The sequence below is a fragment of the Lewinella sp. IMCC34191 genome, assembly GCF_003390935.1.
In the GTDB taxonomy this organism is placed as follows: Bacteria; Bacteroidota; Bacteroidia; order Chitinophagales; family Saprospiraceae; genus Neolewinella.
In genome coordinates this window covers 162836-186601 of sequence record NZ_QNQZ01000011.1, presented here as the reverse complement: position 1 = coordinate 186601, position 23766 = coordinate 162836, and the positions used below count along the sequence as shown (strand labels likewise).

Sequence of the window (23766 nt, the reverse complement as noted above, 5' to 3'; positions counted from 1 at the left end):
ATTTTCCCTTTTTTAATCCGCCGGATGTCCCTCTGGCACAACAATTCATGCACGTGAGTAAATTCGAAGAAAAGGTCGCTACCTACGAAACCGCCCTGGGCAAGGTAGACCAAAACGGAGACAAGGAGCTCCTCCGCAAAGTCACCAAAGGACTGGGGCCATCCATCTACAACAATGACTCCAACCGCGTAGCGTGCAGCGACAAGACGGAACTGCAGCGGGTGGTCGACAACTTCTGCATGAAGAAACTGGGGATGACCGACAAGGAAAAGGCTATGGATGCCGTGCAGTCCGTCTGCAAAAAATACACCGAACGCAGTAAGCACCGCGCCGTCTTCTATTACCTCCTGGTCAAGGAGTTAGGGATGGAGAGCCATTATGCTTAGGTAGTGCGTTAGTCTTTCAGGGGGGAGTTCGATCAGGACTCGCTTGCCTGAATGACGTGACGCCCGCTCAGACCCTCCGCCACCACCCGGAAAACCAGCTCGGCAACCTCGCCGGCCGGCAGGATGTGGGGCGGAGGGTCTTCATTTTCCCAGCTACTCGTCAGGGTGGCCCCCGGGGCGACCAGGGTGGTCAGTACGCCCGTCCCTTCCAGGTCCGTCGCCCAGCCTTCCCACAGGCCCCGCAGCGCTTTTTTCGAAGCCGTGTAGGCCGTCATATGGGGCAGGGTGTAGTCGGTAGCCACGGATCCGATGACGACCAGGTGCCCGGAATTTCGTGCCAACATGGGCGGCACGAGCGCTCTAGCGAGGCGGTGGTTAGCTAGAACGTTCAGCTGCCAGGTATCGGCGAAGACGTCCGTATCCGCGTCCAGTAAGCGGCCGGGGGCGAAGAGGCCGGCATTCAGTACCACGACGTCGTAGGTGCCGGAAACGGTTTCGTGGCGGAGATCGGCTACCAGGGGTTCGACCGTGGGGCACTCCGCAGCCAGCGCCTGCAGTTGGGCTTCCGACCGCGCTACGCCGACCACCCGGTGGCCTTCTTGCGCGAAGCGGGCGGCGCAGGCCCGGCCTATTCCCCGGGATGCTCCCGTAATCAGTACGTCCATAGGCGTAAGTATAGGGCGCCGGAGCGCAGGTAAAAAGATTTTCGCGCCAAGGTCCCGACGGAAGTATCCGGTACCCATCTATCGGGGGCTTTAATTGTTTACATTTACCAGCCACATAAAGCCGTTGCCATGCCCGAAATCACCACCCGCAAAAAGCCTGAATTCACCACCAAGGAAGACTTTCACCAGCAGGCCCGTGCCGACCGCTACCAGTTCCATGACTACTATTTGGTCGACGATCTGCTGGAGGATCATCACCGTATGGCCCGGCAGGCCGTCCGCGACTGGGTCAAGGCGGAGGTGAGCCCCATTATTGAAGATGCGGCTATGCGGGGGAAGTGCCCCACCCACCTCTTTAAGGGGCTGGCCGAGGTCGGCGCATTTGGTCCCAGCCTGCCGGTTGAATACGGGGGCGGAGGAATGGACGAAATCGCCTACGGCGTCATCATGCAGGAGTTGGAGCGCTGCGACAGCGGACTGCGGTCGATGGCCTCCGTGCAGGGTAGCCTGGTGATGTATCCCATATTTAAGTACGGCACGGAGGAGCAACGTAAGAAGTACCTGCCAAAACTGGGCAGTGGGGAATACATCGGTTGTTTCGGACTTACCGAACCCGACGCCGGTTCTAATCCCGACGGCATGCGGACCACCATCAAGGATGATGGCGACGCCTATCTCTTGAACGGAGCCAAAATGTGGATCACGAACAGCCCCATCGCCGATCTGGCGGTAGTCTGGGCAAAAGACGAAGAAGGCAAGGTGCGGGGTATGGTTGTAGAAGCGGATACCCCCGGCTTCTCGGCACCCGAGATCCACGGCAAATGGAGCTTGCGGGCCAGCATTACCGGCGAACTGGTTTTCGAGAACGTACGCGTCCCTAAGGAAAATGTCTTCCCGGACATCCGGGGCTTACGTGGCCCGCTCAGCTGCCTCAGCAAAGCCCGTTACGGAATCGCCTGGGGAGCAATCGGCGCGGCGCTCGATTGCTACGACAGTGCCCTGCGGTACGGACTCGAGCGGGAGCAGTTTGGCAAGCCTATCGCCGGTTTCCAGCTGCAGCAGAAAAAGCTTGCCGAGATGATTACGGAGATCACCAAGGCCCAGTTGCTTGCCTGGCGTCTGGGTACGCTGGCGAATCGCGGTGAGGCAACCCCCGCCCAGATCAGCATGGCCAAGCGGAACAACGTGCACATGGCCCTCGAAGCGGCCCGCGAAGCTCGTCAGATTCACGGAGGGATGGGAATTACGAGTGAGTACCCGATCATGCGCCACCTCATGAACCTCGAAACCGTACTGACGTACGAGGGGACCCACGACGTACACCTGCTGATTACCGGAAACGATATCACCGGGATCAACGCCTTCGGCTAAGCAGGTAGCCTTTGCCGCGATTTAATCGCCCGCATCCTAACCCGGCTTGTCGAAATCCGCAGGTCCGTATACTTCTTATTGTATCGGTTTCGTAAGTATTGGGTCTCGTTGTTAGCTCCCCGTTGAGCCCTCCCAAAATACTATCCCTTGAAGCCCGAATTGCGCCTGCTCTTCGTTTTCGTGTTATGCCTGAATCAACTGTCCGCGCAGTACGTACCCCCACTGGAAGACCCGCTGCTGATTACCGGTACGTTCGGTGAGCTGCGCAGCAATCATTTCCACGGCGGACTCGACTTTCGGGGGGCGGTCGGCACGCCGGTACGTTCGGTAGCGGACGGCTACATTAGTCGGGTCACGGTTTCTCCGGGTGGATTCGGCCAGGCGGTTTACGTCAGCCACCGCGACGGGAAAAGATCCGTATACGGCCACCTGGAGGTGCTGACGCCGGAGATCAAGGACACGATCCGGTCGCTGCAGTACGAGACCGAATCTTTTGCTATCGACTTCCGACCCGACTCGACCGCCTTCCCCGTCGAAAGGGGTGAAGTAATCGGTGGGGTAGGGAACCGGGGCCATAGCTTCGGCCCGCACCTGCACTTTGAAATATGGGATGCAGCTACCGAGACGCAACTCAATCCGCTTTCCCTGGGCTTTAAGGTGGCGGATACCCGCAAACCTAGCGTTAGTGCCGTTCGCATCTATCGCCTTAACCCGGATGGCAGTATAGGCGATTACGATACCTATTCCGTATCCGGAGGACCACTTCCGGATACGATTGAAGTAGGTGGGGCAAGGATAGGGGTCGGCATCAAAGCCATCGACCGGCAGAACTCCATGCCCAATCGCAACGGCATCTACCGGGCGAATTTGCTCGCCGATTCCGCTGACGTTTTCAGTTTTGCGTACGATCGCATCCCCTATGTCAAATCGCGATACGTGAATGCGTTGACGGACTACGCGGCGTATCAGCAGGACAGAGAGTGGTTCTATCTGCTCTATGCGACCCTCCCCGATGCAAACTTTTGGGTATCACCAGATAGCTCGACTTCTTCCGGGGTGATCGACCTGACCCGGAAAGGAACCGCGGACGTAGAAATCGTCGCGGCGGACTACGCCGGTAACCAATCGGTATTTCGCACCGTGCTGAAATATGTAGCCACCGCGGCCCCCCAGGAAAAGGAGGGGCACCAGTACTTCCTGCCGCGCGGCGAGGAAAGCATCGTGGATACTGCGGGCATGCGGCTCGAACTACCAGCGAATGCACTTTATACCAACCTGAATTTTCGGTACGTCCATTTACCTGAATCTTCCTCGGGCTACCTGAGCGACGTTTACCAGCTTCAGGATCAGAAAACACCGCTTCACGGCAGAGCGACCCTTTATATTCCGGCCCATCAACAACCGAGCGAGCGGCTACGGAAAGCAGCCTATATCGGACGGTGCAACGCGGACGGCAGTTACAGCAGCGTAGGGGGAAGCTGGGCGGACGATAATCGCATGGTCGCCCAGATCGGAACCTTTGGCGATTATGCCATTTTGGTTGATACGGTACCTCCGCGCATCCGCATCCGGGATTTCCGTACCGATTTGCGTGGCCGAAGGGCTTTCAGCTTGCTGATCGACGATGCAGTAGGCGGCACCCTGACTTACGAGGCTACCGTGGACGGAAAATGGATACTGATGGAGCACGATGCAAAATCAGGAATCCTTTCCCATGATCTGTCGGATAGTCCGATTGCTACCGGCGAGACTCACCAGTTCTGGGTACGCGTGACCGATGGTCGCGGCAACAGTTCGGAGTTTGAACGGAGCTTCCGGCGATGACCATCCCTATCCGGCTAAGTACGTTTAGCTACGGTTCGGCCGGCTAAAAACAGGTTCAGGAGAGGCAAAGGGACTGTTACTACGCGGCTAGCCGGGAGACCAAATCGTTAATCCGGTGCAGGTTTGTCCGATCGATATCGTAGTGGATGAATTTGCCTTTGCGTTCCCGGACGACGATGTCCGCTTTTCGCAAGATGGCTAGGTGCTGGGAAGCAACGGATTGCTCTACGCGGAGATTGACGAAGATATCCGTGACATTTAGGCTTCCTTCATCACACAGCAATTGAATGATCTGCTGTCTGAGCTCGTGGTTAAGCGCTCTTAGTATTAACGTGGCTTTGTCTAGAGCCTCGACATTAATAATAGGGTTGTCTCCTGGGCTATCGGCCCGTGCTGAGTTTGTGGTGGGTTCTGACATTTTACTATTGAATGACCGAATCCAATATAAGGATATTGCACCGGTAAGTCAAGCAAAGGTCACCGCAAGACTTATCACATATCATAAAAAAAGCCTTTAACGCTCGGTTAAAGGCTACATAACAAACACTATGAACAACACAAGATCTTAAGGATAAACCTGGTGGTTTATATTCTCGGCGATAACAAAGATAGAACTTTCGGAGTTAAAATTCCATTTTGTCTGCAAAAAACTGCAATTTTTTTCAAAAATTTCTGAAACCCGGGCCTCCATTAGAGATTCCGAAGGTTTCCACCGACCTTCATGCCCGTTCATAAACGGAAATGAGGCACACCCTACTCCACTACATCGAACAACCCGCCGCACTGGCGGAAGTATCACTAGACGAGCTCCTCGAGCAGCTGGAGCGGTACCCCTATTCAACGAATCTTCGGTTACTGGTATTGCTGAAAGCTAAACAAATCCAGCATCCGGACTTCGACACTTTCCTAAATGCACTGGCATCGGCGGCCTTTGATCGTACGCATATTTACAACTTGCTGTCTACCCTCGAGCAGCAAACGGAAAGCAGCGGCGAAATACTCGAGCTGATCGAATTAGAGGAACTCGAACTGACCCCCCTTGAGCAAAATTTCAACGAGGAATTACCTTCCCGGCTCAATGAATTACCGGAGCCGAAGACGGAAAGCAACCGCTTACCCGTTACGGAGATCAAACCGGTTTCCCTGGAACCCTTCGACGACGAACCCCGCTTCCCGGACGTTTCGCCGGCGGTTACCCGCACCGCGCGTTGGGTACGTTCCGCGGAAGCCTACACCGCGCTGTTGCCTATCATGTTTAAATCTCCCCGCCCCGAAGATCCCGCACGGTTTGCCCTCGTGCAACGTCGCCACCAGGCGCAGCCCACGCTGGCCGAACGACTACGCAATCTCCGCCGCCTGTCAGCTAACCGACCCGAGAGCGTTCAGGGCAATGGTTTGGATGAGGTAGCCGTTGTAAGTGAAACGCTGGCCGCTCTGCTGGTCCGGCAACAGCAGTATCAGGCCGCTATACAAATGTACCGGCGCCTGACCTTGCTTTATCCGGAGAAAAAGTCGATATTTGCCGGCCTCATTAAGGAATTGAAGGAAAAACTGTAGTCCCATGGTTAATTTGCTCACCATTCTGACCGGTGTAGTCTGTTTGCTACTCATGCTGGTCGTGCTCATCCAGAATCCGAAGGGTGGTGGTATTGACTCGACCTTCGGCGGCGGTCAGGCCAACCAGATGCTCGGTGCCTCGCGCTCTACCGACGTTATCGAAAAGGTGACCTGGGGACTGGCTATCGCACTCTTTACCCTGTGTATCCTTACCGCCCTCGCCGTTGGATCCGTTGGCGACGGAGCTAATTTGGGTACCGGCCTTTAGGTCTTTACCCAACTACCGAAAATAAAAGCGCCCCGCACTGTGATCAGTGCGGGGCGCTTTCGTTTGGTGGAACGGGCAACGCTGACCGTTAGCCCAGCCAGGTGTAGAGGAAAGCGAGGATCAGGATGATCACCACCGCGGCGATGTTGAAGCCCATACGGGTACGGAACAGGCTCGGGTGCAGGTCGATCGCTTTATAATCATCTGCGGTCTTGTCGGTGTAGATCAGGGCGATCACCACCAGTGAAAGCACCATGAAGATGATGGACATCGTCAGCGGAACTCCGGGAACAGGCTGTAGCAGCAGACGCAGTCCGGTCGCACCGCCTATTCCAATCACCGCGAGGCAAAGACCGTTGCGCAGTTTGATGTCCTTGATGAGCTTTTCGTGGCTGTCACGGTTGGTGATCTGGTCGCCCGTGTCGTGGTTAACGGATTCCTCGCCCGGAGCCAGTTTCTTACGGCCGGTAAATTGGCTGACGACAATCATCAGCAGGGCGGAGATGACGAAGATGAAGGCCATGCGGTCCAGGAAGGGCAGGTCCGGCATAAGTGTCTGGAAGGCCCAGCTCAGCGGGACCGAGGAGAGGACGACCAGGAGGGCCGCCTTAGCGGTTCCCCGGCGGTAGAAGAAGCCAAAGACGAAGACGACGAGCACCCCGGGGCTGATGAATCCGGTGTATTCCTGAATTACCTGGAAAACCTGACCGGCATTACCCAGGGCGGGCGCTACTATCGCACCGATGACCAGGGATACGGCGGCGGCAATCTGCCCGACGCGCACCTGACGACCTTCCGTAGCGGTTGGATTGATGAATTTGTTATAGATGTCCATCGTGAAGATGGTCGATGTCGAGTTTACCATCGAGCTGACCGACGAACCGATGGCCGCCACCAGGGCGGCGAAGGTCAGGCCGGTAAAGCCGATGCCAACGTAGTTAGCCAGTACCCACGGGAACGCCTGGTCGGCCTTCGTGATAGGCAGGTTAGCGGGGTCCTGATCCTGGAGCAGGTACCAGGCCGCGATGCCGGGGAGTACCGCGAAGAAGGGAATGAAGAGCTTCATGAAGGCGGCGAAAGCCACGCCCCGCTGCGCTTCGGGAAGGTCCTTCGAGGCAAGGGCCCGCTGGATGATGTACTGGTTGTTTCCCCAGTAATAGCCGTTGGTAATCCACATGCCCCCGAACAGAAGCGCCATGCCCGGCAGCAACTGGAAACTGGACTTGACCTCGTCACCCGCCTCTAATGTGGTCGGCTCACCGTCCGGCGTCAGGCCGGTGGAAAGCTCGTGCGCATTCGCGACGTCGAGGTAGGTATCACCGGGTTCGAAAAGCATCTCGAAGTGATCGGGCAGGGCCTGGAAAAGATTGGCGATGCCGGTGAATACATTCCCGTCACCCACCACGCTCAGAATACCGTAGGCGGCAACCGTGCCGCCGAGCATCAGTACGACGACCTGAACCACGTCCGTCCAAACAACGGCCTTCAGACCGCCGAAAATGGAAAAGGAAGCGGAGTAGAGCACCAGTCCGATGATGCCGTATATCAGGTCGACGCCCAATAGGGTCTCAATCGCCAGCGCGCCGAGGTACAGCACCGTGGCGATATTCACGAAGACGAACAGGGCGATCCAGAATACGGACATGATCGTCCGCACGGTGCCGTCGTAGCGTTCTTCCAGAAATTGGGGCATGGTATAGATTTCCTGCTTGAGAAAGACCGGCAGGAAAAATTTAGCCACCAGGATAAGCGTGATGGCGGCCATGAGCTCGTAGGCGGCGATGGCCAGGCCAAGCTCGAAACCGGAGCCGTTCATGCCGATGATCTGTTCGGCGGAAATATTCGATGCGATGAGCGACCCACCCACTGCCCACCACGGCAAACTGCGACTGGCGAGGAAGTAATCGCTGGCGGTCGTGGTTTTTTCCCGGTTAGCGATCCACACGCCGAAGAGGATTACCCCTACAATGTACGTGCCGAAGATGAGCGTGTCTATTGTCCCTAGTTGACCTAGTCCCATAGTGTATGTTAATGATTGACTTTTGCGGAAGCCCGCGGCGGAAAGGTCGGCCAATATAGGCCTTATCTACGCGGGCAGTAGCGCATCGGCCCCGAAGTAACGAAATTCCCTTACGTGGAAGATATTTTCCTCCAGCGGCTTGAGTCGCCGCTCAAAAAGTTCCCGCGCGCTCTGGGATTCTCCGCGTTGTAGCCCCCGCAGCCGCTGCAGCACCAGGGTGGGGTAGGGGCTCGGGTAGCCGATGCGCCCTAGAAAGCGGGCGAGGTTGTTGATACCGTAGGCCACGAACTCCGCATGTCCGAGGCGGAAATGACAGACCAGCTGAAGCAGACGGGCATAGACGATCAGGTCATAGCGGAGCGGCTTGCGCTCGTCCAGGATAGGGTCCAGAAATCCGAGCGCTCGTCCGTACTGACCCGTGAGCGTGCAAAGCATAGCCAACTTGTAGTAGAGAATAAGCTGCTTATGCCGATCAACGCCGCTTACGCGGGCGGTCCGCTGGGCTAATGCTTCGATTTGCGACGGAGCGCAGGTATGGGGCCTGGTCAGTAACAGTTCGTTCATTTCGGCCCGGAGGATCAGTATGTCGGCCATGAACTGGCTGTTCCGCTGCTGCTGGGTGTAGGGCATGGTTTTCAGAAACTCCTTTAACTCCTCCAGGACGCGGGTATGATCGACCAGGTCGTCACGGAAGAAGGAAATAAGCAGCCTCCGGTCCATCCCCTTAATGTAGAAATTGACGTCCCGTTCCCGAAGCTCCTTCCGGTGGCTGATTTGTTCCGTCCACAACTGTGCGTGGTGGCCCGCCCGCTCTAGTTGCAGCTGGTTGTAGTGATACCAAAACCGGCACTGGTGTGCTAATACCCGCTCCTGATAGGTGGCGGTGGTATGGATGGGATCCCGGAAATAATGATGGAAGAGCTGGTAAAACTGCCGTGCGGCGGCTGGGTTGGCCACGTGACCGTGCTGGATGAAGTGCCGCTGCAGGACAAGTTGCAGGTTGGATTGCCGTACGGTGCTGTCCATCACCTCCTGTCGCTTACGGCTTTCCGTAGTCAGCTCGGCCATCCGATCCGGAGAGGAGCGTGTAATGTGGCGACTCTCGATCCGCTTTTCGAAGTCGATGATGAGCAAATGGTGTAAATCCAGATGGTAGGTGAAGGCCTGCTCTTTAGCCCGTGCCAGCAACTTCAGCGCGTGTAGATAAAGTCCGCGGTCATACAGCAAATTCGCGTAATCAATTTGCTCCCGAACCTGAATGCCCGCATCGCGCCGACGGTGCTGTAACCGAAGGGCATCCAGAATGCGGCCGTAGAGGTGACGCTGTAGGTTAACCAGTTGGGTAGGCCCGGTAAGCTCCAGTAAATCCACGAGGGCGGGGTCATCCAGGCTGCCTCCGGTACTCAGATGTCGGAAGAGGCGATAGAATTTATCCTCCTCCCCCGAACCCGTCTGATTTGTATAGCGCGTGAAGAATCGCTTTTCCGAGCTGTCCAGGGTCGAAATTAACTCTAATAGTTGCTCCTTTTTCGCTATTGCCATAACAGAATGGTGGATGTGTGTCAACTAAGTTTTGCCCGGCCGATCCCTATCAAAGCCGGATTGTGGCTACGTACAGGAAAGGCATACGCGGATCGAGCATCTTCATAAGCGCTCAGATGCGATCAAATGAAAAGTTAAGCCGCCACAAAATACAAGTCTTTATGATTTGATACGCTCGTCCCCCATTTGTGAACTTTGGTCAACAGAGTTACCGATCGGATTACTGCTTTCTACCTATTTCATACTTGCCCTGCGGGGTAACATCCACTAGTCTATGAAACCAATTCTAACTGCACTAAGCATACTTGTGCTGGTAACCGGTAGTCTGTCTGCACAGCGAAGCCTGTCCGGCACCGTTACCGACGATAGCGGACCGCTTATCGGGGCGACCGTTATGGCGGAAGGCACCACCGTCGGTACCGTCACCGACCTCGACGGTCTCTTCGCCCTATCCGTACCGGAGGGAGTTGAAAGCCTCCTGGTCACCTATACAGGCTATGAAGGCCTGACCATCCCCATCACCGCGGCGTCGGAATACGATGTTCAGCTCAATGAATCGGCACTAGATCTCAGCGAAGTAGTGGTAACGGCCCTCGGCGTAAAGCGGGAGAAAAAATCACTCGGCTACGCGGTACAGGATCTGGAAGCCGACGCGATCGAACAGACCCGGAGTACCAACGTCGTCAACGGCCTTTCCGGCAAAGTAGCCGGTCTGCAGGTCTCCGCGGGGAACGTACCGGGCGGTGGTTCCCAGGTCACCATCCGCGGCAACAGTTCCGTTCTCGGAAACAACCAACCGTTGTACGTTATTGACGGCGTGCCGATGGAGGGCGACTTCGCGGCCCCCATTGACGGTGCGGAGAATAACAATATCTACGGTGGGGGCATCTCCGAGATCAGCCCCGATAACATCGAGTCCATTACCGTTTTGAAGGGGGCGAATGCGGCGGCCCTCTACGGAAGCCGTGCCGCCAACGGTGTAATCCTGGTGACTACGAAAAGCGGCTCAAACGCCGAAGGACTCACCATTAGCTACGCCGGTAGCTACTCGATCGAAAATCCATTCGTCGTTCCGGAATTCCAGAATATTTACGGAGGTGGAACGGGTGGAGTTACCTGGTACTCCGACGGCCGTAACGGCGGCATCAGCGATCCGTTGGCCGTTGAACAATTCCGTGCCGTCTATCCCGATGCCCCGCTCGTGGGTACGGCGGGCGTGGACGAGAGCTGGGGGGCACCCATGGACGGACGGCTGGTCCGCCAGTGGTGGACCGGTACGGAGGTGGCTCCGCTGGTTCCGGCACCGGACAGCTGGAGCAATTTCTGGGAAACCGGAAATACCGCCAACAATACCCTCAGTATTTCCAACAACTACGGCTCCGGCAACTTTCGCTTCAGCTTCGGTCGGATGGATACGAAGGGCATCCTCTATAACAACGACTATGAGCGCAATAACTTCCGGCTGAATATCGACCAGGAACTGGCCCCCAAACTCAAGGTGAGCGTCAGCTCGGAGTACATCAAGTCAGGCTCCGATAACCGCCAGCAGCCGGGGCTGTGGGAATTGGGCACCTGGCATCACCGCCACGACGACTGGGGCCTCCTGCGTGACTACGCCGATTACATGGACGTTCATATCGTTCGCGAAGGCGATTGGTATCCCTACGCCAACTGGCAGCATTCCTTTGCTTCCAATCGCTTCTACGAGCAGGAGAATCTGACCAACGCGAATGAAAAAGACCGTTTACTCGGAAATGTGGCTTTTACCTACGAGTTCGTCCCGTCCCTCAGCCTGATGGTTCGGGCCGGTACGGACATGTGGACCGATACGCGCCGCTCCGTTAACCGCTACGCCCGCATCAAGAGTGGCAGCGAACTGAACGAGTCGTTTAGCGAGGACGTCCTGCGTCGTCAGGAAACCAACGTGGATTTCATCCTGACCTATAACAATTACTTCGGCGAAAACTTCAGCGTCAACGCGCAGTTCGGCGGTAATCATCGCAGCAACTATTTCAAACGGAACTACATCGGCGTTAACGACGCCACCATCAACGGGCTGTACAACGTTTCCAACAATGCCAGCCAGAACACCAACGTCAGCCGTATTGAAGAAAAGGAAGTAAACAGCTTCTTCGGTGCCGCCAGCTTCGGCTACAAAAACTTCCTTTACGTAGACGTTACAGCCCGGAACGACTGGTCGAGCACGCTTCCCGTCGAGAACAACAGCTATTTCTACCCATCGGTAAGCCTGAGCGGGGTAATTACGGATGCTTTTGATATCCGCAGTTCCGTCATCAGCTACGCCAAGGTGCGGGCCGGCTGGGCACAGGTCGGATCCGATACCGATCCCTACCGCCTACGGCAGGTCTTCGCGCCGGCAACCCCCTGGAACGCGACTACGCCGGTCTTTGCCGAGCAAACGACCATTGCCAATTCGGACTTGCGCCCGGAGCGGACCACCGGTAAGGAAGCCGGTCTCGATCTGCGCTTCCTCGGCGGCCGGATCGCGCTCGACGTGACGGCTTACGAGCAGACCACGGAAGATCAGATCATCAACATCGCGGTCAGTCGGGCAACCGGCTACGGCAGCAAACTGATCAATGCCGGAAAAGTGCGCAACCGCGGGGTAGAGGTAATCCTGTCGGGTGCCGTAGTCGATCTACCCAAAGTCGGCTGGAACGTATCCCTCAACTACGCCAAGAACAGCAACTCCGTACTCGAGCTCTACACCGACGATAGCGGTAACGAACTGGAAACCATCGTGCTGACCAGCCTGCGGGGCCTGAGCCTGGAAGCCCGGGTCGGGCAGCCCTTCGGAACCCTGTTCGGTTCCGGGTTTGCACGGGTACCCGACGGCGAATTAGCCGGGGAGATCATTTACGAAAACGGCATCCCGGTGAAGGATCCCGACCTGAAAGTACTGGGCAACGTCAATCCCGACTGGATCGGTGGGGTACGCAATACCTTCCGGGTGGGGGCATTCAGTGCCAACTTTCTCATCGACGCCCGCATTGGGGGTGAAATTGCCGAGCAGAGCAGTTCGCTGGGTATGCAGACGGGCGTCTACCCCATGACGGCCATCGGCCGGGAAGAGGGGGTGATCGGTAACGGCGCGCGGAATATCGGGGACGATGAAGCGCCCATCTACGTTCGCAACGACGTGGTCGCTCCTACCCGCGACGTAGTCGGCGCGCTGAGCCCCCGCTACGCCAACGAAGGAGCCATCTTCGACGCCAGTTTCGTGAAGCTCCGGGAAGCGGGCATCACGTACTCCCTGCCACAAGCGCTGCTGAGCAATGTATCCTTTATCCGCGCGGCCAGCATCAGCGTGATTGGTCGGAACCTGGCCATGCTGTACAGCAACCACAGCCAGATCGATCCGGAATTCAACGTTTCCGGCGGCAACCTGCAGGGCGCCCTGTCTTATACCACGATTCCGAGTACCCGCAGTTTCGGGGTCAATCTGAACGTCACCTTTTAAGTCAAGGCTCCATACCTGCGCTCCGCCGCACCCCTCCCATCCCCAATAAGAACTACATGAAAGTCATATACTTTTCTCTACCCTGTCTCATGCTGCTGCTCCTGCTGAATAGCTGCGATGATGGCTTTGAAGACCTGAACGCGAATCCGAACGAACCGGAACTCGTTCCGCCTTCTACGCTCTTTCCGCTGGCCATCCGGGAAGCCGCGCAGCGGATCCACGGACACAGTACGCGCAACGAGCGCCTGAATCTGGACGGCGGCATGCTCTGGATGCAATACTTCGCCCGCAACCAGTACGTCAACGAGGGCGATACCTATAACCCCGCCGCTACGCTCCGTAGCGAAACCTGGGACGGTTTCTACACGGAAAGCCTCGTCAACCTGCAGACGGTGATCAACCTGACCGGTGACGTGGAAAGCGAGCACTACAATCCGAACTTCGCGGCCGCCGCTACGATCATGCGGGAGTACGTATTCTCGGTCGTAACGGATACCTGGGGAGCCATCCCCTATACCCAGGCCCTGGAAGGTGCCACCGCGGGCAATCTGGCCCCTGTCTACGATAGCCAGTCGGAGGTATACGCGGGCATGTTGGCTAACCTGAAAGCCGCCAGCGAGCAGCTGGACGTCAACGGTCGCCCCTTCGACAAGGACATTCTTTTCGGCAGCGACATTATGATGTGGAAGAAATTCGCCAACAGCCTGCGGCTACGGCTTGCCAACCGGCAGGCGGCCCGCGAACCGGCCGCCAGTGCGGCGGTATTCGCCGAAATCATGGGCGACCCCGCTACCTATCCCATCGTTACTTCCAACGAAGATGCCATCTTCTTCCAGCCGACGGTCCGTCAGAGTGGAGAAAACAACAACAGCTGGAACGAAACGATGGTATACGGTGGCCGGGAAGACTGGTCCATCAGTACCACGCTGGTCAATGCCATGGCCAGTTCGGAGGGGGAGGCCACAGACCCTCGCCTGGAGGTTTACGCGGAACCCGCCCTGGCCGGTGATTATGCCGGGAAGTACGCCGGCGCACCCAATGGCCTTCCCGAAGGGGATGCCGTAGCGTACTACACGACCGCCAGCCGGCCCGGAGCGTACTTCATGGGCGAAACGACTAAAGTACCCCTGATCACCTACGCCGAGATCAACTTCATTCTTGCCGAAGCGGCCCTGGATGGCGATTACACCAGCGGAGCGACGGCCGAGGAATATCTTAAAGAGGGTATTGCCGCCAGTTTCGGACAGTACGGACTCTCGGCTCCAGCAGGCTATGAGGAGGAAGTGTCCGTAGACAAGGAAACCATCATAACGGAAAAATGGAAGGCACTATTCCCGCAGGGCATAGAAGCGTGGACGGAGTACCGCCGTACCGGCTATCCCGAACTGCCTGCTCCGGACCCCCGTGCCGTCATGGAAAACGAAGGTAAAGTCCCCACCCGCCTGCGCTACCCCGAATCGGAGTACAGCCTGAATGCCGGGAACGTGACCGCCGCGGTGGACATGAACGGTGGACCGGATAATAAGCTTACCGAACTCTGGTGGGCCGAATAGCCACGATCCAATTTGATGACCGACAACCACTAGTACAATGAAATATCTATTCCTTTTTCTTCTTCCCCTCAGTTTCCTAACCACCTCCTGCCTCGAGGATGAGAACGCGTTTACCGTAGAGGCTTCGCCTGTAAAGGCAGATATCCTGATGGTTTCCGACCCCGCAGACGAGACCGTCGTCTACCAGGGAACATTCACCGAACTGGATAAGGCCGGCATTCTTGACCACAATGTCGGCATCGTCGCCTCCCCGGTCAGCAACCTCGAAATCTCCGTAACGGACCAGGAACAGAACCTGCTGGAAAGTATCGTCACCGATACCGATGGCAGGGCTACCTTTTCCGTACCGGCGGCTTCCCTTACCGGTGTTACCAGACTCGAATGGGCGGGAACCTACAATGGCCAGGCTTTTCGGATACTCAAAAACCTATAGTTCCGGACCGCCACTAATTCACACTATTCCAAACTTTTCTAATAAGCAATGATGAATTCCTCAACTTCCACCAGTCGGCGCCAGTGGCTTCGCCGTGCCGCCCTGACCGGCGCCGGCCTGGCGGCCATCCCTTCCCTCAAACTGACCGCTACTCCCCGGACAGTTAACAAGTCTTCCTTCCGGGAGTATCTGCCCCAGTTGGAGTGGGAACGCTCCCTGGCTAAGCGCCCACCGCTCAAGGCGCGCATGCTGGCCAACGAAAACCCCTACGGCCCGTCGCCCAAGTGTATCGAAGCCGTCGCTCAAAGTGCCCCTGCCGGTAACCGCTACCAGCACGAGGCCGCCGCGGAACTGCAAAAAATGATTGCCGACTTCGAGGGCGTGCCGACCGATCACATCATGGTAACGCCCGGCTCCAGCGATGTCCTGGAAAAGATGGCCATCGTGCATTTCCTGGAAGGCGGAAACGTCGTCGCCGCCGACCCCGCTTACATGTCCCTGATCAAGGTGGTCATGGGTATGGGCGGAACCTGGAATAAGGTCAAGGTGACCGACGATTGGGCGCACGACCTCCCCGCCATGCAGAAAGCCATCAACGAGGAAACCAAGATGGTTTACATCTGTAACCCCAATAACCCGACCGGAACCCTTACCGATAACGACGAGCTGAAGTCATTCTGCCGCGAAGTGTCATCGGATGTTCCCGTCTTCGTGGATGAGGCTTACCTCGAATTCCTGCCCGACTATAAGTCGAAGACGATGGTCCCGCTCATCCTGGAAGGGAATAACGTCATTGTCGCCCGCACCTTCTCCAAGATCCACGGCATGGCCGGCCTGCGTGTTGGATATGCGGTCGCCTTACCGGAAACGATCGAGAAGGTCGCACAGATAAGCCGCGGCAATATGGGCCTCTGCAAAACCTCGCTCGAAGGGGCTATGGCCAGCATGAAGGACACCGACTTTCAGGAAGCCAGCCGGACGCAGACGGCCGCGTTCCGCGAACAGGTCTACGCCGGCCTGGAGGGAATGGGGCTTGAGTACGTGCCCTCCCACACCAGTTTCGTTCTCTTTCCCATCGATATGGCAGGGGAGAACTTCCTGGAAGGCATGTTCGACCGGGGCATCGGGGTGCGATCCTTCGACATACATGGAAAGAACTATTGCCGAGTCAGCGTAGGCAAGCCGGAAGAGGTAGATATGTTCCTCTCCGCGCTTCAGGAAGTATTAGTGTGAATTGATTGTCGCCGGCGCGCCGTAGAGTGCGCCGGCGCTACTAAAAGTCTATAATGAATCCAGCTTTACAGAAGACCCTGGCTTTCTTACTTCTTATCCTTGCCGGGTATCTACTACAGCGTAAACTAAATAAGAAGGACGAGCTGAAAGGGGTGAAAGTGCTTATCCTAAGCATCATCCTTCCGGCAACCATTTTCGTCGCTCTGCTGAGGGTGGAGGTATCCAGAAGCATGCTGCTCCTGCCGATCCTCGCCCTGGTGCTGAATGCGGCCCTCTATTTCGCTTCCGTATATGTACTCCCCAAACTGGGTTTCGCTAAAGATTCTCCCCAACTGCGGACGATGCTTTTGCTGGTGCCCTCCTTGGCACCGGGCCTAAGCGCTTTTCCCTTCATTCTGGAGTATCTTGGCGATGGCGAACTGGCTCTGGCCGCCCTGGCCGATGTCGGAAACAAGGTATTCGTCCTGGTCATTCTCTACCTGGTGGCGATGAACTGGTACTACCGGCAGCGGGGCGAACAGGCTGAGGTTCCGAATCGTCGGGGTAAAATGAAAGAACTCGGCATGGCTTTGCTCGCCGAGCCGGTAAATATGGTGATACTACTTGCCGTCGCCATGATTTCATTCGGCTTCGATCTTAGTAGTCTCCCCCTGTTCGTCGGCGATACCGTAGATCGTCTGGCGAGCTTGATGACCCCCATTGTCCTGTTGTTTATCGGCATGGCGGTCAATTTCCAAAAGAATGAAATGGCCCTTATTCTCAGGGTGCTCTGCTACCGTTCCGGCTTGGCTCTGGTGCTTAGTGGCCTGCTAATATTAACCATGGGCTTATCTGGCCCGTTGGCTCTGCTGACGGTTGTATTTGCCCAGTGCGCGGTCAGCTTTTGGCCCTTTGCGCATATGTCCGCGGTGGAAGTGCTGCGACAGGAGGATACGCCTCAGGTTTTCGATCTGGATCTGGGCCTCAACGTGCTGGCGTTTTCGCTGCCCTTTTCAACAGTCGTCATACTCAGCGTACTGAGCTTCGGTGAGTGGTTTTCCTCGCCAACTGTGTTGTTCCCTGCCGCTGCGATTATGGTTTTGTTCCCACTTGCGTACCTGCTGCGTCCCGCAGTGAGAGCATTCAAGGCGGACATGGAAAATGCGCGGGCCTAGCCACTGAGTTATTCGTTGTCACTCCGGTGGCCGGCGGTCGTATCGTTTGTATTCAGAAAGCGATTAAAGGAGGTAAGGTCCTTCACGTCCATCTCGTCGTAGTGGGATGGTAGATCCATGTAAAAGCTGTGCTCGTCATTGCCGAGCTTTGCGTTAAAGGTCAGGATCTCATCGTCGTCGTCGAAGTAGAAGTAGCTATGATGAATGCCGTAATACTCATTTGGTACGGCCTCCTTCTCCTGGCCATGGGGACAGACGATGAAGTAGGTGATCTTTCCGGTGTCCTTATTGCAGATTACATCAAATAGGATCGCAACCGGATTTCCCCTGCCGGCAAAAACCTCAGAGCCCAACGTGGCGGAAAGAGAAACGATTAAAGTATTCATCCAGTAATTTGGATCCAGGATGTCTACCTACGGGCCGAGGCGCTCTTTGCTTGTTGAGCGGCCTCCTTGGCTTTGTGCGTCTGAAATGCACCGACTACGGCCTGAATGATGGGGATGAGAACCCGAAGCGATCCGATGATTCCGGTGAAGGTTTTGACACGGCTGCGTTTGGAATGGCGGCGGCGTCCAGGCGTGTAGGGCGTTCCGTCGGGGTACTCATGGATCACCTTCGTTTCCCTAATGACGGGTTGTTTCTTGCCGGAGCCGAGTATGCTGTTCAAAAACATCAGACCGACGATCGCGCCACCTGCGGGTGCAGCAACCTTCTTCAGTAGGAAATTTCCGGCATTACCACGGGTAGTTCCGATGGAGTGGGCGAATTCCCGCTTAGCGAGCTCCGTTTCCATTCTGACCTGCTTCTTCCGGCGATGCAGTTCGTCGAGTGTCTTGATTTTGGATTTGCGTATCATCTTATACTTCTTTTCCGTCGTGTTCAAAAAATTTGGAAATCACTTTGGTGACGACCGGGTTCGTGATCAGGGTATCCTTGAGAAGGAGAATCAGGAAGAATATGATCAGTAAGAGGAGGGCCACCGCACCAAATCCGTAGACAAAACTCTCGAAAGCAAGCGTAAGCGCGAAACCCAGCGTGATGAGCAAAAACATCAGCGTAATCAGTCCGACCACCGCCAAGACAACACCCGATACAATTCCGGAGATCGTATTGGCCGAGGTTTCGGCCAGGTTCAACTTGAAATACTCGATTTTCTTCTCAACCAGTCGGTTCACGTAGCCGTAGCTTTCGCCTAACTGTTCGAGTAACTCTTCTTTAGCCTGCATGGGGGTTAGTTTATATAGAAACGGCCATGCAGTTGTGGTGACATTGCATGGCCGTAATGTAGAGGGGTTGGCTTTGGAAGCTAACCTTTCTATTAGCTTTCCGTAGTGGTACGGTCGATCTTCTCGCGGTTCTCGTCCATCTTGCGTTCTGCCTTATTGACGCCGCGGTTGAAACTACTCTCAGCGGTGTTGACGGCAGCGTGTGCGTTCTGGTTGGCGGCGGCGGTCTGCTTGTCGATCGCGCTACGGGCGGAGTCAGCCTGGGTTGAAGCCCACTGTTTTCCTTCCTCCAGCTTGGTTTTGGCCTGGGAGGTGAGTTCGTCGGTCTTCGTTTTAGCCTGGTTCAGGTAATCCTGACCTTTCACCTTCGCGTCTTCTACCAGCTTGTTGGCCTTGGTAGATACTTCCTGGCTGTATTGGTTGATCTGGTTGCCGTACTCGTCAAACTGAGCACGTGCCTTGCGCTGCATGGAGCGGCCTTCATTGGAGTTTAAATAATATCCTACCGCGATACCGGCGAGAAGTCCAAATCCAAGGGCCCATCCTTTTCCGGAGCTGTTATTATCGTTCATTGTGAGGAAATTTTAAGTTAACGAGCATCGATAATGACGCACACAATTATATCGTACTCAGGGCTTGGATGTTCGTTATTTACCAGTAGAACCTTAATATTCAGGGGGATTAGCTGGGTAAACGGGCTAGGAGAAGGCCGTAAATCGCGTTTAGTGTTTATTTTTGTCAATAACAGGGTAATGTGAACTAAAAATTCAACGTTTAAACGTTATCTTTAAGCCACTCCTTCATTTACTCTTAACCCCGGAAGTTGAACTTTTTATCCAGCAACATAAAGTTTTTGCGCAAGCAGCGCAAACTTTCCCAGCAACAACTGGCTGATGACCTAGGGGTCAAACGCAGTAATATCGCGGCCTACGAAACCAAGAATGTAGAGCCCCGCCTGGCCCTCATCAACGAGATGGCCATGTACTTCTCCGTGCCGTTAGAGGATCTGGTTATCAGCGATCTCAAGCAACTCCATCTCGATGGAGCTACGGGGGGGCATCGCAACGACCACGGCCTGCCTTCCACCTCGGTGGACGAGATCGCCCAGCTTTCCGGCAAAATCCACCGGATGCTCGATGGCTTCAAGGTCTTCTACGAGTTCAAGAAAAAAATGAATGAGGCGGATACCGATACGCCCGTCGGGGATATCGATAATTTCCTCACCTTCATCAACCATATGCTGGAGTACAATCGCCTCATCGAGAACATCGTAAAGACGAATGAGCGCCGGGCGGTATCTCCCCCTCCTGCGGAACCGGAAGAAAAGGCGAATCAGTCCATAGAGGAAGTAATCACCGTTTCCTAAGATCGTCTTCGAAGGGATACGCTGGTTTGCGATGATGCTGGTCGCGTGACGTTGGCGTCCCGTGCCGGAGGGTAGTCTACCCGACCTGGCTTAGCCCAAATTGTCCGCTACTTCCTGAAGGCTGAGCGCAAGCTCATCACTGCCCGCGAAGTTGGCCTGCCGGAGCTGGGCAATACTCTTGCGCAGTTTGATCTGATTGCTACGCCTGCGTTCCCATTCTATTTCCCGTTGGGCCATCGCCTGCTCGTTCTGTTTCACTACGGTGGTAAGCAGTTCCGGCAGGTTGCGTAAGTTCTCCTTGAGCAGGTATCCGGATGCACCGGTCAGGACCGCTTCGGCAACCTTTTCCTCGTCGTTAAGGATACCCGTGATGAACACGAATGGGGTGCTATCGAGATGTTCCCGGACATAGAGCAAGGCTTCCAGTCCGTTCATGTCGGGTAGGTTGTAGTCGGACAGCACGATATCCGGCTGAAACATCACCACCTTTTCCTGGAACTCCACGCGGTGTTTGGCCACGGCGAAGAGCACGTTGGGATTAAACTTTCGCACCTGCCGCTTTACCAGTTCCAGGTCGACCGGCATGTCTTCCAGTATAAAGACCTTAAAAATATCCTCGCTCACTGATTAGGGTATTTATCTTAGGAGTTGCGTTCGATCATTTCCATGATACTGCTACCGCCGACGGCGCCGGTAGTTCGCTCAATAAGTTCACCATCCTTAACGAGCAGGAGGCCCGGAGGGTTAGTGACGTTGAAAATTTTACAAATTCGCGGCGACGCCTCGACGTCGGCAACAGCAAAGAACACCTTCGTGTACCGATTGGATAATCCTTCCAGAAGGGTTCGCATGATAATGCCATGACCGTCCCAGGTGGAAGTGATCAGGAGGACCGATAAGCCGGAGTGGGTCAATACTTCATTGACCTTGTCATCATTGATTTGTGTAAGGTTTTGCCCTTGCATGGATTAGATACAAAATTGGCCTGAGCGGCTTAGCTTAGGTAGCAGTCGATTCTATGTAAGTGTATGGATAACAGTTAGACAGGCGTGCTTTGGTCGGGTTAACGAGGAGTATGTGTGCATGTTCGCACACAAGAAGCATTGTTATAGATATGGCCGAAAATGACATACGTCAGGTTCCCGTTAAGCAGAGTCGGAGGTATTGTATATCATCAATTCGCTAAATTAAGCTAAATTTAATATGAAGTTTAGCCATGCAAATGACTGAACAACAGTAGAATATATTCCTGGCATGGCATTTGATGTAGGTGTACTGAGTGCATTTTAGATTTTTACATACTTTTTTTAAGCTTTAGCATGACCAACCAGCAATTTATGTCCGAAATGGACCGTCTCGAGAACATCCTTTTCTCGTTTGCACTCCGTCTCACCCGCAACTACGAGGACGCACAAGATCTGATGCAGGAAACTATCTTTCGCGCCTACAAGCACCGGGATAAATTTGCCATGGGAACCAACTTCAAAAGCTGGTCATCCACCATCATGCGGAATACCTATATCAACCGCTACCGGAAGATGAAGAGCCGCAAGCACGTCAACGAGCCCGTTGAAAGCTTCCTGTTTGCGGTTGAGAATAAGAGCGCGATCGCCAACGGAGGCGAAATGAATATGCGCATGGAGGAACTGGAAGACAAGCTCCGCCAGATCAGTGAGATCTATAGCGTACCCTTCCTGATGTTCTACCGTGGCTACGAATACAAAGAGATCGCCAGCTACCTTAACATCCCGATCGGCACCGTGAAGAGCCGCATTTTCCTCGCTCGCAAGAAACTTAAAGCCCTCATCGGCGAACGGCCATCGGCACTATAGACACAACGATATTCTCTGTTAGAGGAGAAAACAAGCAGGAGGGGAAGGTTCCGAAAGGGAGCCTTCCCCTTTTTTCATGCCGTCGTGAGCGCACAACTTTTTATAACTGAACTTGTAGCTGTGTAACGTTTTACCTTACTTTCGGAATAAGGAGAGAGGCCAGCAGGATAGGAACTCCTTGCCCGTTCCAACGATTAATGCGTACTAAACCAACTACCGGTACGTTTTGGAAGGGTGATCTCAGTTTTAAGCATTCGTCAATGAGGCGTGAAAAATTTGTATTCAATCAGCGTACTCTCCAGTACGACAGAGTAGTAGAGCCCCTAAGTCTTACCGTCTTACGCTTCTTCAGCTTCTTCTGTGCCGCCCTATTGGCCGGTCTGCTCTTTACCGCGATGGTACACCGCTATTTTCCCAGCCCTAGTGAGCGTATGCTCATGCAGGAACTGGAAATAGCCAAGACCGAAAACAAGAACCTCGGTACCCAATACGAGGATCTGGCCGGAATCGTAGGGCACCTCCACGAGCGAAGCAACAACACCGTTCGTCTGGCTCTCCGTATGGAACCCATCGACGATGATGTCTTCCAGGGTGGTCGTGGTGGCCACGATGCCTACGAAAATCTAAAGAGTCTACCCAATGTTGGGGATCAAATGGCCGGACTGCGGGAGCGGGTCGACCGGCTGCGCTATCAGGTAGATCTCCACAGCCGCTCGCTGGACGAAGTAGCCGACATGGCCATGCGGAAGGAAGATATGCTTGCCTCCATCCCTAGTATCAAACCGATCCGGGGCGACCAGTTCAGCCGGAAGATGGAGAACCTGTCGGGCTACGGTTACCGCATCCATCCTATCCTCGGCGTTAAGAAGATGCACTACGGCATCGACTTCAACTGCCGGAAAGGGACCGAAATTCAGGCGTCCGGTAAGGGAGTCATCGAATTCGCCGGCCGCAGTAGCTCCTACGGCAACGTCGTCGTTATCAACCACGGCTACGGCTTCAAGTCGCGCTACGCGCACATGAGTGCGATCAAGGTCAAGAAGGGACAGGAAGTGGATCGCGGACACCTCATTGGCCTCGTAGGAAGTACCGGCCGCAGCACCGGCGACCACCTTCACTACGAGATCGAGAAGGACGGCGTCAAGGTCGATCCGATCCAGTTCTGCTACGACGGGCTCAGCACCGAGGAATACCGCGAGTTGGTCGAGGCTTCCCGCCAGATGAATATGTCCTTCGACCAGTAGTCCCTCCAAACCAAAACGACAAAGAATAGGGTAGCTCCACCGGAGTTACCCTATTTTCATTACATGAAGGTGAAAGAATGGTTGGCGGAGGGGAAGTACCGCTCTGACGCGGATCGGGTACTGCAACACATCCTGGATGCTCCCGAGAACCTGGACGACCTGATGAAACTCGTGTTACAGGAGGGCGGCGGAGCGCAGGTAACAAGGGCGTCGATGGTGGTCGGCCATCTCGGTCGCATCAAACCTGGCTGGTTGTTGCCATACCTCGACGACATGCTCGAAGTACTGACCGGCCCCCGGCATCCCGCCGTAAGAAGAAACCTACTACGGTACCTCAGCGAACTTCCACCAGAGGTCATCCCCGGACGGTTGCACGGCAAAGCCGCCGATCGCGCCCTAAAAATCACGGACACGGCGGAAGAACCGGTAGCAAGCCGGGTATTTGCCATGCAGATCGTGGCAAATCTCTGCGAATTATATCCGGATCTGGCCGGCGAACTTCGGGACTGCCTGGAGTTTCACCTGCCGCGCGCGAGCCCCGGGTTCAGGAGCCGGAGCCGGAAAATTCTCGCCCAATTACCGAAATAGTTTCTACCTGCGCTCCGCCGCAA

General features: G+C 55.3%; 24 protein-coding genes. 14 read left to right on the top strand and 10 right to left on the bottom strand.

Translation table 11 applies throughout. The annotated features are described in order from the left end of the window. Positions 1–53 precede the first annotated feature (53 nt). The gene (locus tag DRW39_RS19225) at positions 54–386 is read left to right on the top strand and encodes a DUF2853 family protein (RefSeq protein ID WP_116108722.1); all 333 of its coding nucleotides are present in this window, start codon (positions 54–56) and stop codon (positions 384–386) included. A 32-nt stretch (positions 387–418) separates the two neighbouring features. On the opposite strand, the gene DRW39_RS19220 is transcribed toward DRW39_RS19225, so the two are convergent. Continuing rightward, entirely contained in the window at positions 419–1051 is a 633-nt protein-coding gene (locus tag DRW39_RS19220) for an SDR family NAD(P)-dependent oxidoreductase (protein ID WP_157976228.1), read from the bottom strand. A gap of 129 nt (positions 1052–1180) precedes the next feature. On the opposite strand from DRW39_RS19220, the gene DRW39_RS19215 reads away from it, so the two are divergent. Both DRW39_RS19215 and DRW39_RS19210 read left to right on the top strand, forming a co-directional pair. Then, positions 1181–2422, top strand: a complete 1242-nt coding sequence (locus tag DRW39_RS19215; RefSeq protein WP_116108708.1) for an acyl-CoA dehydrogenase family protein — start codon at positions 1181–1183, stop codon at positions 2420–2422. A gap of 147 nt (positions 2423–2569) precedes the next feature. Next, positions 2570–4246: a M23 family metallopeptidase gene (locus tag DRW39_RS19210; protein ID WP_116108707.1), complete on the top strand. Its 1677-nt coding sequence runs from the start codon at positions 2570–2572 to the stop codon at positions 4244–4246. Positions 4247–4325: 79 nt separating this feature from the next. Here DRW39_RS19210 and DRW39_RS22785 read toward each other — a convergent pair whose 3' ends face one another. Next, entirely contained in the window at positions 4326–4664 is a 339-nt protein-coding gene (locus DRW39_RS22785; RefSeq protein WP_116108706.1) for an ArsR/SmtB family transcription factor, read from the bottom strand. Positions 4665–4987: 323 nt separating this feature from the next. Between DRW39_RS22785 and DRW39_RS19200 the strand changes: the two genes are divergently transcribed. Then, positions 4988–5803 (top strand): hypothetical protein, encoded by an 816-nt coding sequence (locus DRW39_RS19200; protein WP_116108705.1) that lies wholly within the window; start codon positions 4988–4990, stop codon positions 5801–5803. Positions 5804–5807: 4 nt separating this feature from the next. Next, positions 5808–6071 carry a preprotein translocase subunit SecG gene (gene secG, locus DRW39_RS19195; protein WP_116108704.1) on the top strand — a complete coding sequence of 88 codons (264 nt, stop codon included), beginning with the start codon at positions 5808–5810 and terminating at the stop codon, positions 6069–6071. A gap of 88 nt (positions 6072–6159) precedes the next feature. Here secG and DRW39_RS19190 read toward each other — a convergent pair whose 3' ends face one another. Together DRW39_RS19190 and DRW39_RS19185 are read right to left on the bottom strand one after the other, a co-directional pair. Beyond that, positions 6160–8091, bottom strand: coding sequence for a sodium:solute symporter family transporter (locus tag DRW39_RS19190; RefSeq protein ID WP_116108703.1), 1932 nt, complete (start codon positions 8089–8091; stop codon positions 6160–6162). 66 nt (positions 8092–8157) lie between these two features. Beyond that, on the bottom strand, positions 8158–9633 hold the full coding sequence (locus DRW39_RS19185) for a hypothetical protein (protein ID WP_116108702.1): 1476 nt from the start codon (positions 9631–9633) through the stop codon (positions 8158–8160). A 274-nt stretch (positions 9634–9907) separates the two neighbouring features. Here DRW39_RS19185 and DRW39_RS19180 point away from each other — a divergent pair, with 274 nt between their 5' ends. Genes DRW39_RS19180 through DRW39_RS19160 form a run of 5 tightly spaced genes read left to right on the top strand, consistent with a single transcriptional unit; the run spans position 9908 to position 17487 of the window. Next, complete coding sequence (locus DRW39_RS19180; RefSeq protein ID WP_116108701.1) at positions 9908–13114, top strand: SusC/RagA family TonB-linked outer membrane protein; 3207 nt, start codon at positions 9908–9910, stop codon at positions 13112–13114. A gap of 56 nt (positions 13115–13170) precedes the next feature. Next, positions 13171–14667: a SusD/RagB family nutrient-binding outer membrane lipoprotein gene (locus DRW39_RS19175; protein WP_198664946.1), complete on the top strand. Its 1497-nt coding sequence runs from the start codon at positions 13171–13173 to the stop codon at positions 14665–14667. A gap of 37 nt (positions 14668–14704) precedes the next feature. Continuing rightward, complete coding sequence (locus DRW39_RS19170; RefSeq protein WP_116108699.1) at positions 14705–15100, top strand: hypothetical protein; 396 nt, start codon at positions 14705–14707, stop codon at positions 15098–15100. Between the two features lie 48 nt (positions 15101–15148). Continuing rightward, positions 15149–16333: a pyridoxal phosphate-dependent aminotransferase gene (locus DRW39_RS19165; RefSeq protein WP_232830197.1), complete on the top strand. Its 1185-nt coding sequence runs from the start codon at positions 15149–15151 to the stop codon at positions 16331–16333. Between the two features lie 53 nt (positions 16334–16386). Then, the gene (locus tag DRW39_RS19160) at positions 16387–17487 is read left to right on the top strand and encodes a permease (RefSeq protein ID WP_116108698.1); all 1101 of its coding nucleotides are present in this window, start codon (positions 16387–16389) and stop codon (positions 17485–17487) included. Positions 17488–17495: 8 nt separating this feature from the next. Here the strand turns inward: DRW39_RS19160 and DRW39_RS19155 are convergent, their stop codons facing one another. The 4 genes from DRW39_RS19155 to DRW39_RS19140 form a co-directional block, all read right to left on the bottom strand. After that, positions 17496–17873 (bottom strand): hypothetical protein, encoded by a 378-nt coding sequence (locus DRW39_RS19155; protein WP_157976227.1) that lies wholly within the window; start codon positions 17871–17873, stop codon positions 17496–17498. Positions 17874–17896: 23 nt separating this feature from the next. Next, on the bottom strand, positions 17897–18343 hold the full coding sequence (locus DRW39_RS19150; RefSeq protein WP_116108696.1) for a hypothetical protein: 447 nt from the start codon (positions 18341–18343) through the stop codon (positions 17897–17899). 1 nt (position 18344) lies between these two features. After that, a complete protein-coding gene (locus DRW39_RS19145; RefSeq protein WP_116108695.1) occupies positions 18345–18713 on the bottom strand; it encodes a phage holin family protein in 369 nt (122 codons plus the stop codon). Between the two features lie 92 nt (positions 18714–18805). After that, entirely contained in the window at positions 18806–19285 is a 480-nt protein-coding gene (locus tag DRW39_RS19140) for a YtxH domain-containing protein (protein WP_116108694.1), read from the bottom strand. A 281-nt stretch (positions 19286–19566) separates the two neighbouring features. On the opposite strand from DRW39_RS19140, the gene DRW39_RS19135 reads away from it, so the two are divergent. Continuing rightward, positions 19567–20079: a helix-turn-helix transcriptional regulator gene (locus DRW39_RS19135; RefSeq protein ID WP_157976226.1), complete on the top strand. Its 513-nt coding sequence runs from the start codon at positions 19567–19569 to the stop codon at positions 20077–20079. A 90-nt stretch (positions 20080–20169) separates the two neighbouring features. Here DRW39_RS19135 and DRW39_RS19130 read toward each other — a convergent pair whose 3' ends face one another. Further along, a complete protein-coding gene (locus DRW39_RS19130) occupies positions 20170–20703 on the bottom strand; it encodes a response regulator transcription factor (protein WP_116108692.1) in 534 nt (177 codons plus the stop codon). Between the two features lie 17 nt (positions 20704–20720). Then, a complete protein-coding gene (locus DRW39_RS19125; protein WP_116108691.1) occupies positions 20721–21044 on the bottom strand; it encodes a thioredoxin family protein in 324 nt (107 codons plus the stop codon). Positions 21045–21398: 354 nt separating this feature from the next. Between DRW39_RS19125 and DRW39_RS19120 the strand changes: the two genes are divergently transcribed. The 3 genes from DRW39_RS19120 to DRW39_RS19110 all read left to right on the top strand — a co-directional run bounded on the left by DRW39_RS19120 (position 21399) and on the right by DRW39_RS19110 (position 23743). Beyond that, entirely contained in the window at positions 21399–21911 is a 513-nt protein-coding gene (locus DRW39_RS19120) for an RNA polymerase sigma factor (protein ID WP_116108690.1), read from the top strand. A gap of 260 nt (positions 21912–22171) precedes the next feature. Continuing rightward, the gene (locus tag DRW39_RS22835; protein WP_157976225.1) at positions 22172–23155 is read left to right on the top strand and encodes a M23 family metallopeptidase; all 984 of its coding nucleotides are present in this window, start codon (positions 22172–22174) and stop codon (positions 23153–23155) included. A 63-nt stretch (positions 23156–23218) separates the two neighbouring features. After that, complete coding sequence (locus DRW39_RS19110) at positions 23219–23743, top strand: hypothetical protein (protein ID WP_116108688.1); 525 nt, start codon at positions 23219–23221, stop codon at positions 23741–23743. Positions 23744–23766 lie beyond the last annotated feature (23 nt).

What these genes read in the sequence shown, in the direction of transcription:
- DRW39_RS19125 (WP_116108691.1), bottom strand. Translation starts at nt 21,044, where the DNA reads ATGCAAGGGCAAAACCTTACACAAATCAATGATGACAAGGTCAATGAA.
- DRW39_RS19120 (WP_116108690.1), top strand. Translation starts at nt 21,399, where the DNA reads ATGACCAACCAGCAATTTATGTCCGAAATGGACCGTCTCGAGAACATC.
- DRW39_RS19165 (WP_232830197.1), top strand. Translation starts at nt 15,149, where the DNA reads ATGATGAATTCCTCAACTTCCACCAGTCGGCGCCAGTGGCTTCGCCGT.
- DRW39_RS19220 (WP_157976228.1), bottom strand. Translation starts at nt 1,051, where the DNA reads ATGGACGTACTGATTACGGGAGCATCCCGGGGAATAGGCCGGGCCTGC.
- DRW39_RS19140 (WP_116108694.1), bottom strand. Translation starts at nt 19,285, where the DNA reads ATGAACGATAATAACAGCTCCGGAAAAGGATGGGCCCTTGGATTTGGA.
- secG (WP_116108704.1), top strand. Translation starts at nt 5,808, where the DNA reads ATGGTTAATTTGCTCACCATTCTGACCGGTGTAGTCTGTTTGCTACTC.
- DRW39_RS19190 (WP_116108703.1), bottom strand. Translation starts at nt 8,091, where the DNA reads ATGGGACTAGGTCAACTAGGGACAATAGACACGCTCATCTTCGGCACG.
- DRW39_RS19155 (WP_157976227.1), bottom strand. Translation starts at nt 17,873, where the DNA reads ATGAATACTTTAATCGTTTCTCTTTCCGCCACGTTGGGCTCTGAGGTT.
- DRW39_RS19215 (WP_116108708.1), top strand. Translation starts at nt 1,181, where the DNA reads ATGCCCGAAATCACCACCCGCAAAAAGCCTGAATTCACCACCAAGGAA.
- DRW39_RS22835 (WP_157976225.1), top strand. Translation starts at nt 22,172, where the DNA reads ATGAGGCGTGAAAAATTTGTATTCAATCAGCGTACTCTCCAGTACGAC.
- DRW39_RS19145 (WP_116108695.1), bottom strand. Translation starts at nt 18,713, where the DNA reads ATGCAGGCTAAAGAAGAGTTACTCGAACAGTTAGGCGAAAGCTACGGC.
- DRW39_RS19175 (WP_198664946.1), top strand. Translation starts at nt 13,171, where the DNA reads ATGAAAGTCATATACTTTTCTCTACCCTGTCTCATGCTGCTGCTCCTG.
- DRW39_RS19200 (WP_116108705.1), top strand. Translation starts at nt 4,988, where the DNA reads ATGAGGCACACCCTACTCCACTACATCGAACAACCCGCCGCACTGGCG.
- DRW39_RS19150 (WP_116108696.1), bottom strand. Translation starts at nt 18,343, where the DNA reads ATGATACGCAAATCCAAAATCAAGACACTCGACGAACTGCATCGCCGG.
- DRW39_RS19170 (WP_116108699.1), top strand. Translation starts at nt 14,705, where the DNA reads ATGAAATATCTATTCCTTTTTCTTCTTCCCCTCAGTTTCCTAACCACC.
- DRW39_RS19185 (WP_116108702.1), bottom strand. Translation starts at nt 9,633, where the DNA reads ATGGCAATAGCGAAAAAGGAGCAACTATTAGAGTTAATTTCGACCCTG.
- DRW39_RS19180 (WP_116108701.1), top strand. Translation starts at nt 9,908, where the DNA reads ATGAAACCAATTCTAACTGCACTAAGCATACTTGTGCTGGTAACCGGT.
- DRW39_RS19160 (WP_116108698.1), top strand. Translation starts at nt 16,387, where the DNA reads ATGAATCCAGCTTTACAGAAGACCCTGGCTTTCTTACTTCTTATCCTT.
- DRW39_RS19110 (WP_116108688.1), top strand. Translation starts at nt 23,219, where the DNA reads ATGAAGGTGAAAGAATGGTTGGCGGAGGGGAAGTACCGCTCTGACGCG.
- DRW39_RS22785 (WP_116108706.1), bottom strand. Translation starts at nt 4,664, where the DNA reads ATGTCAGAACCCACCACAAACTCAGCACGGGCCGATAGCCCAGGAGAC.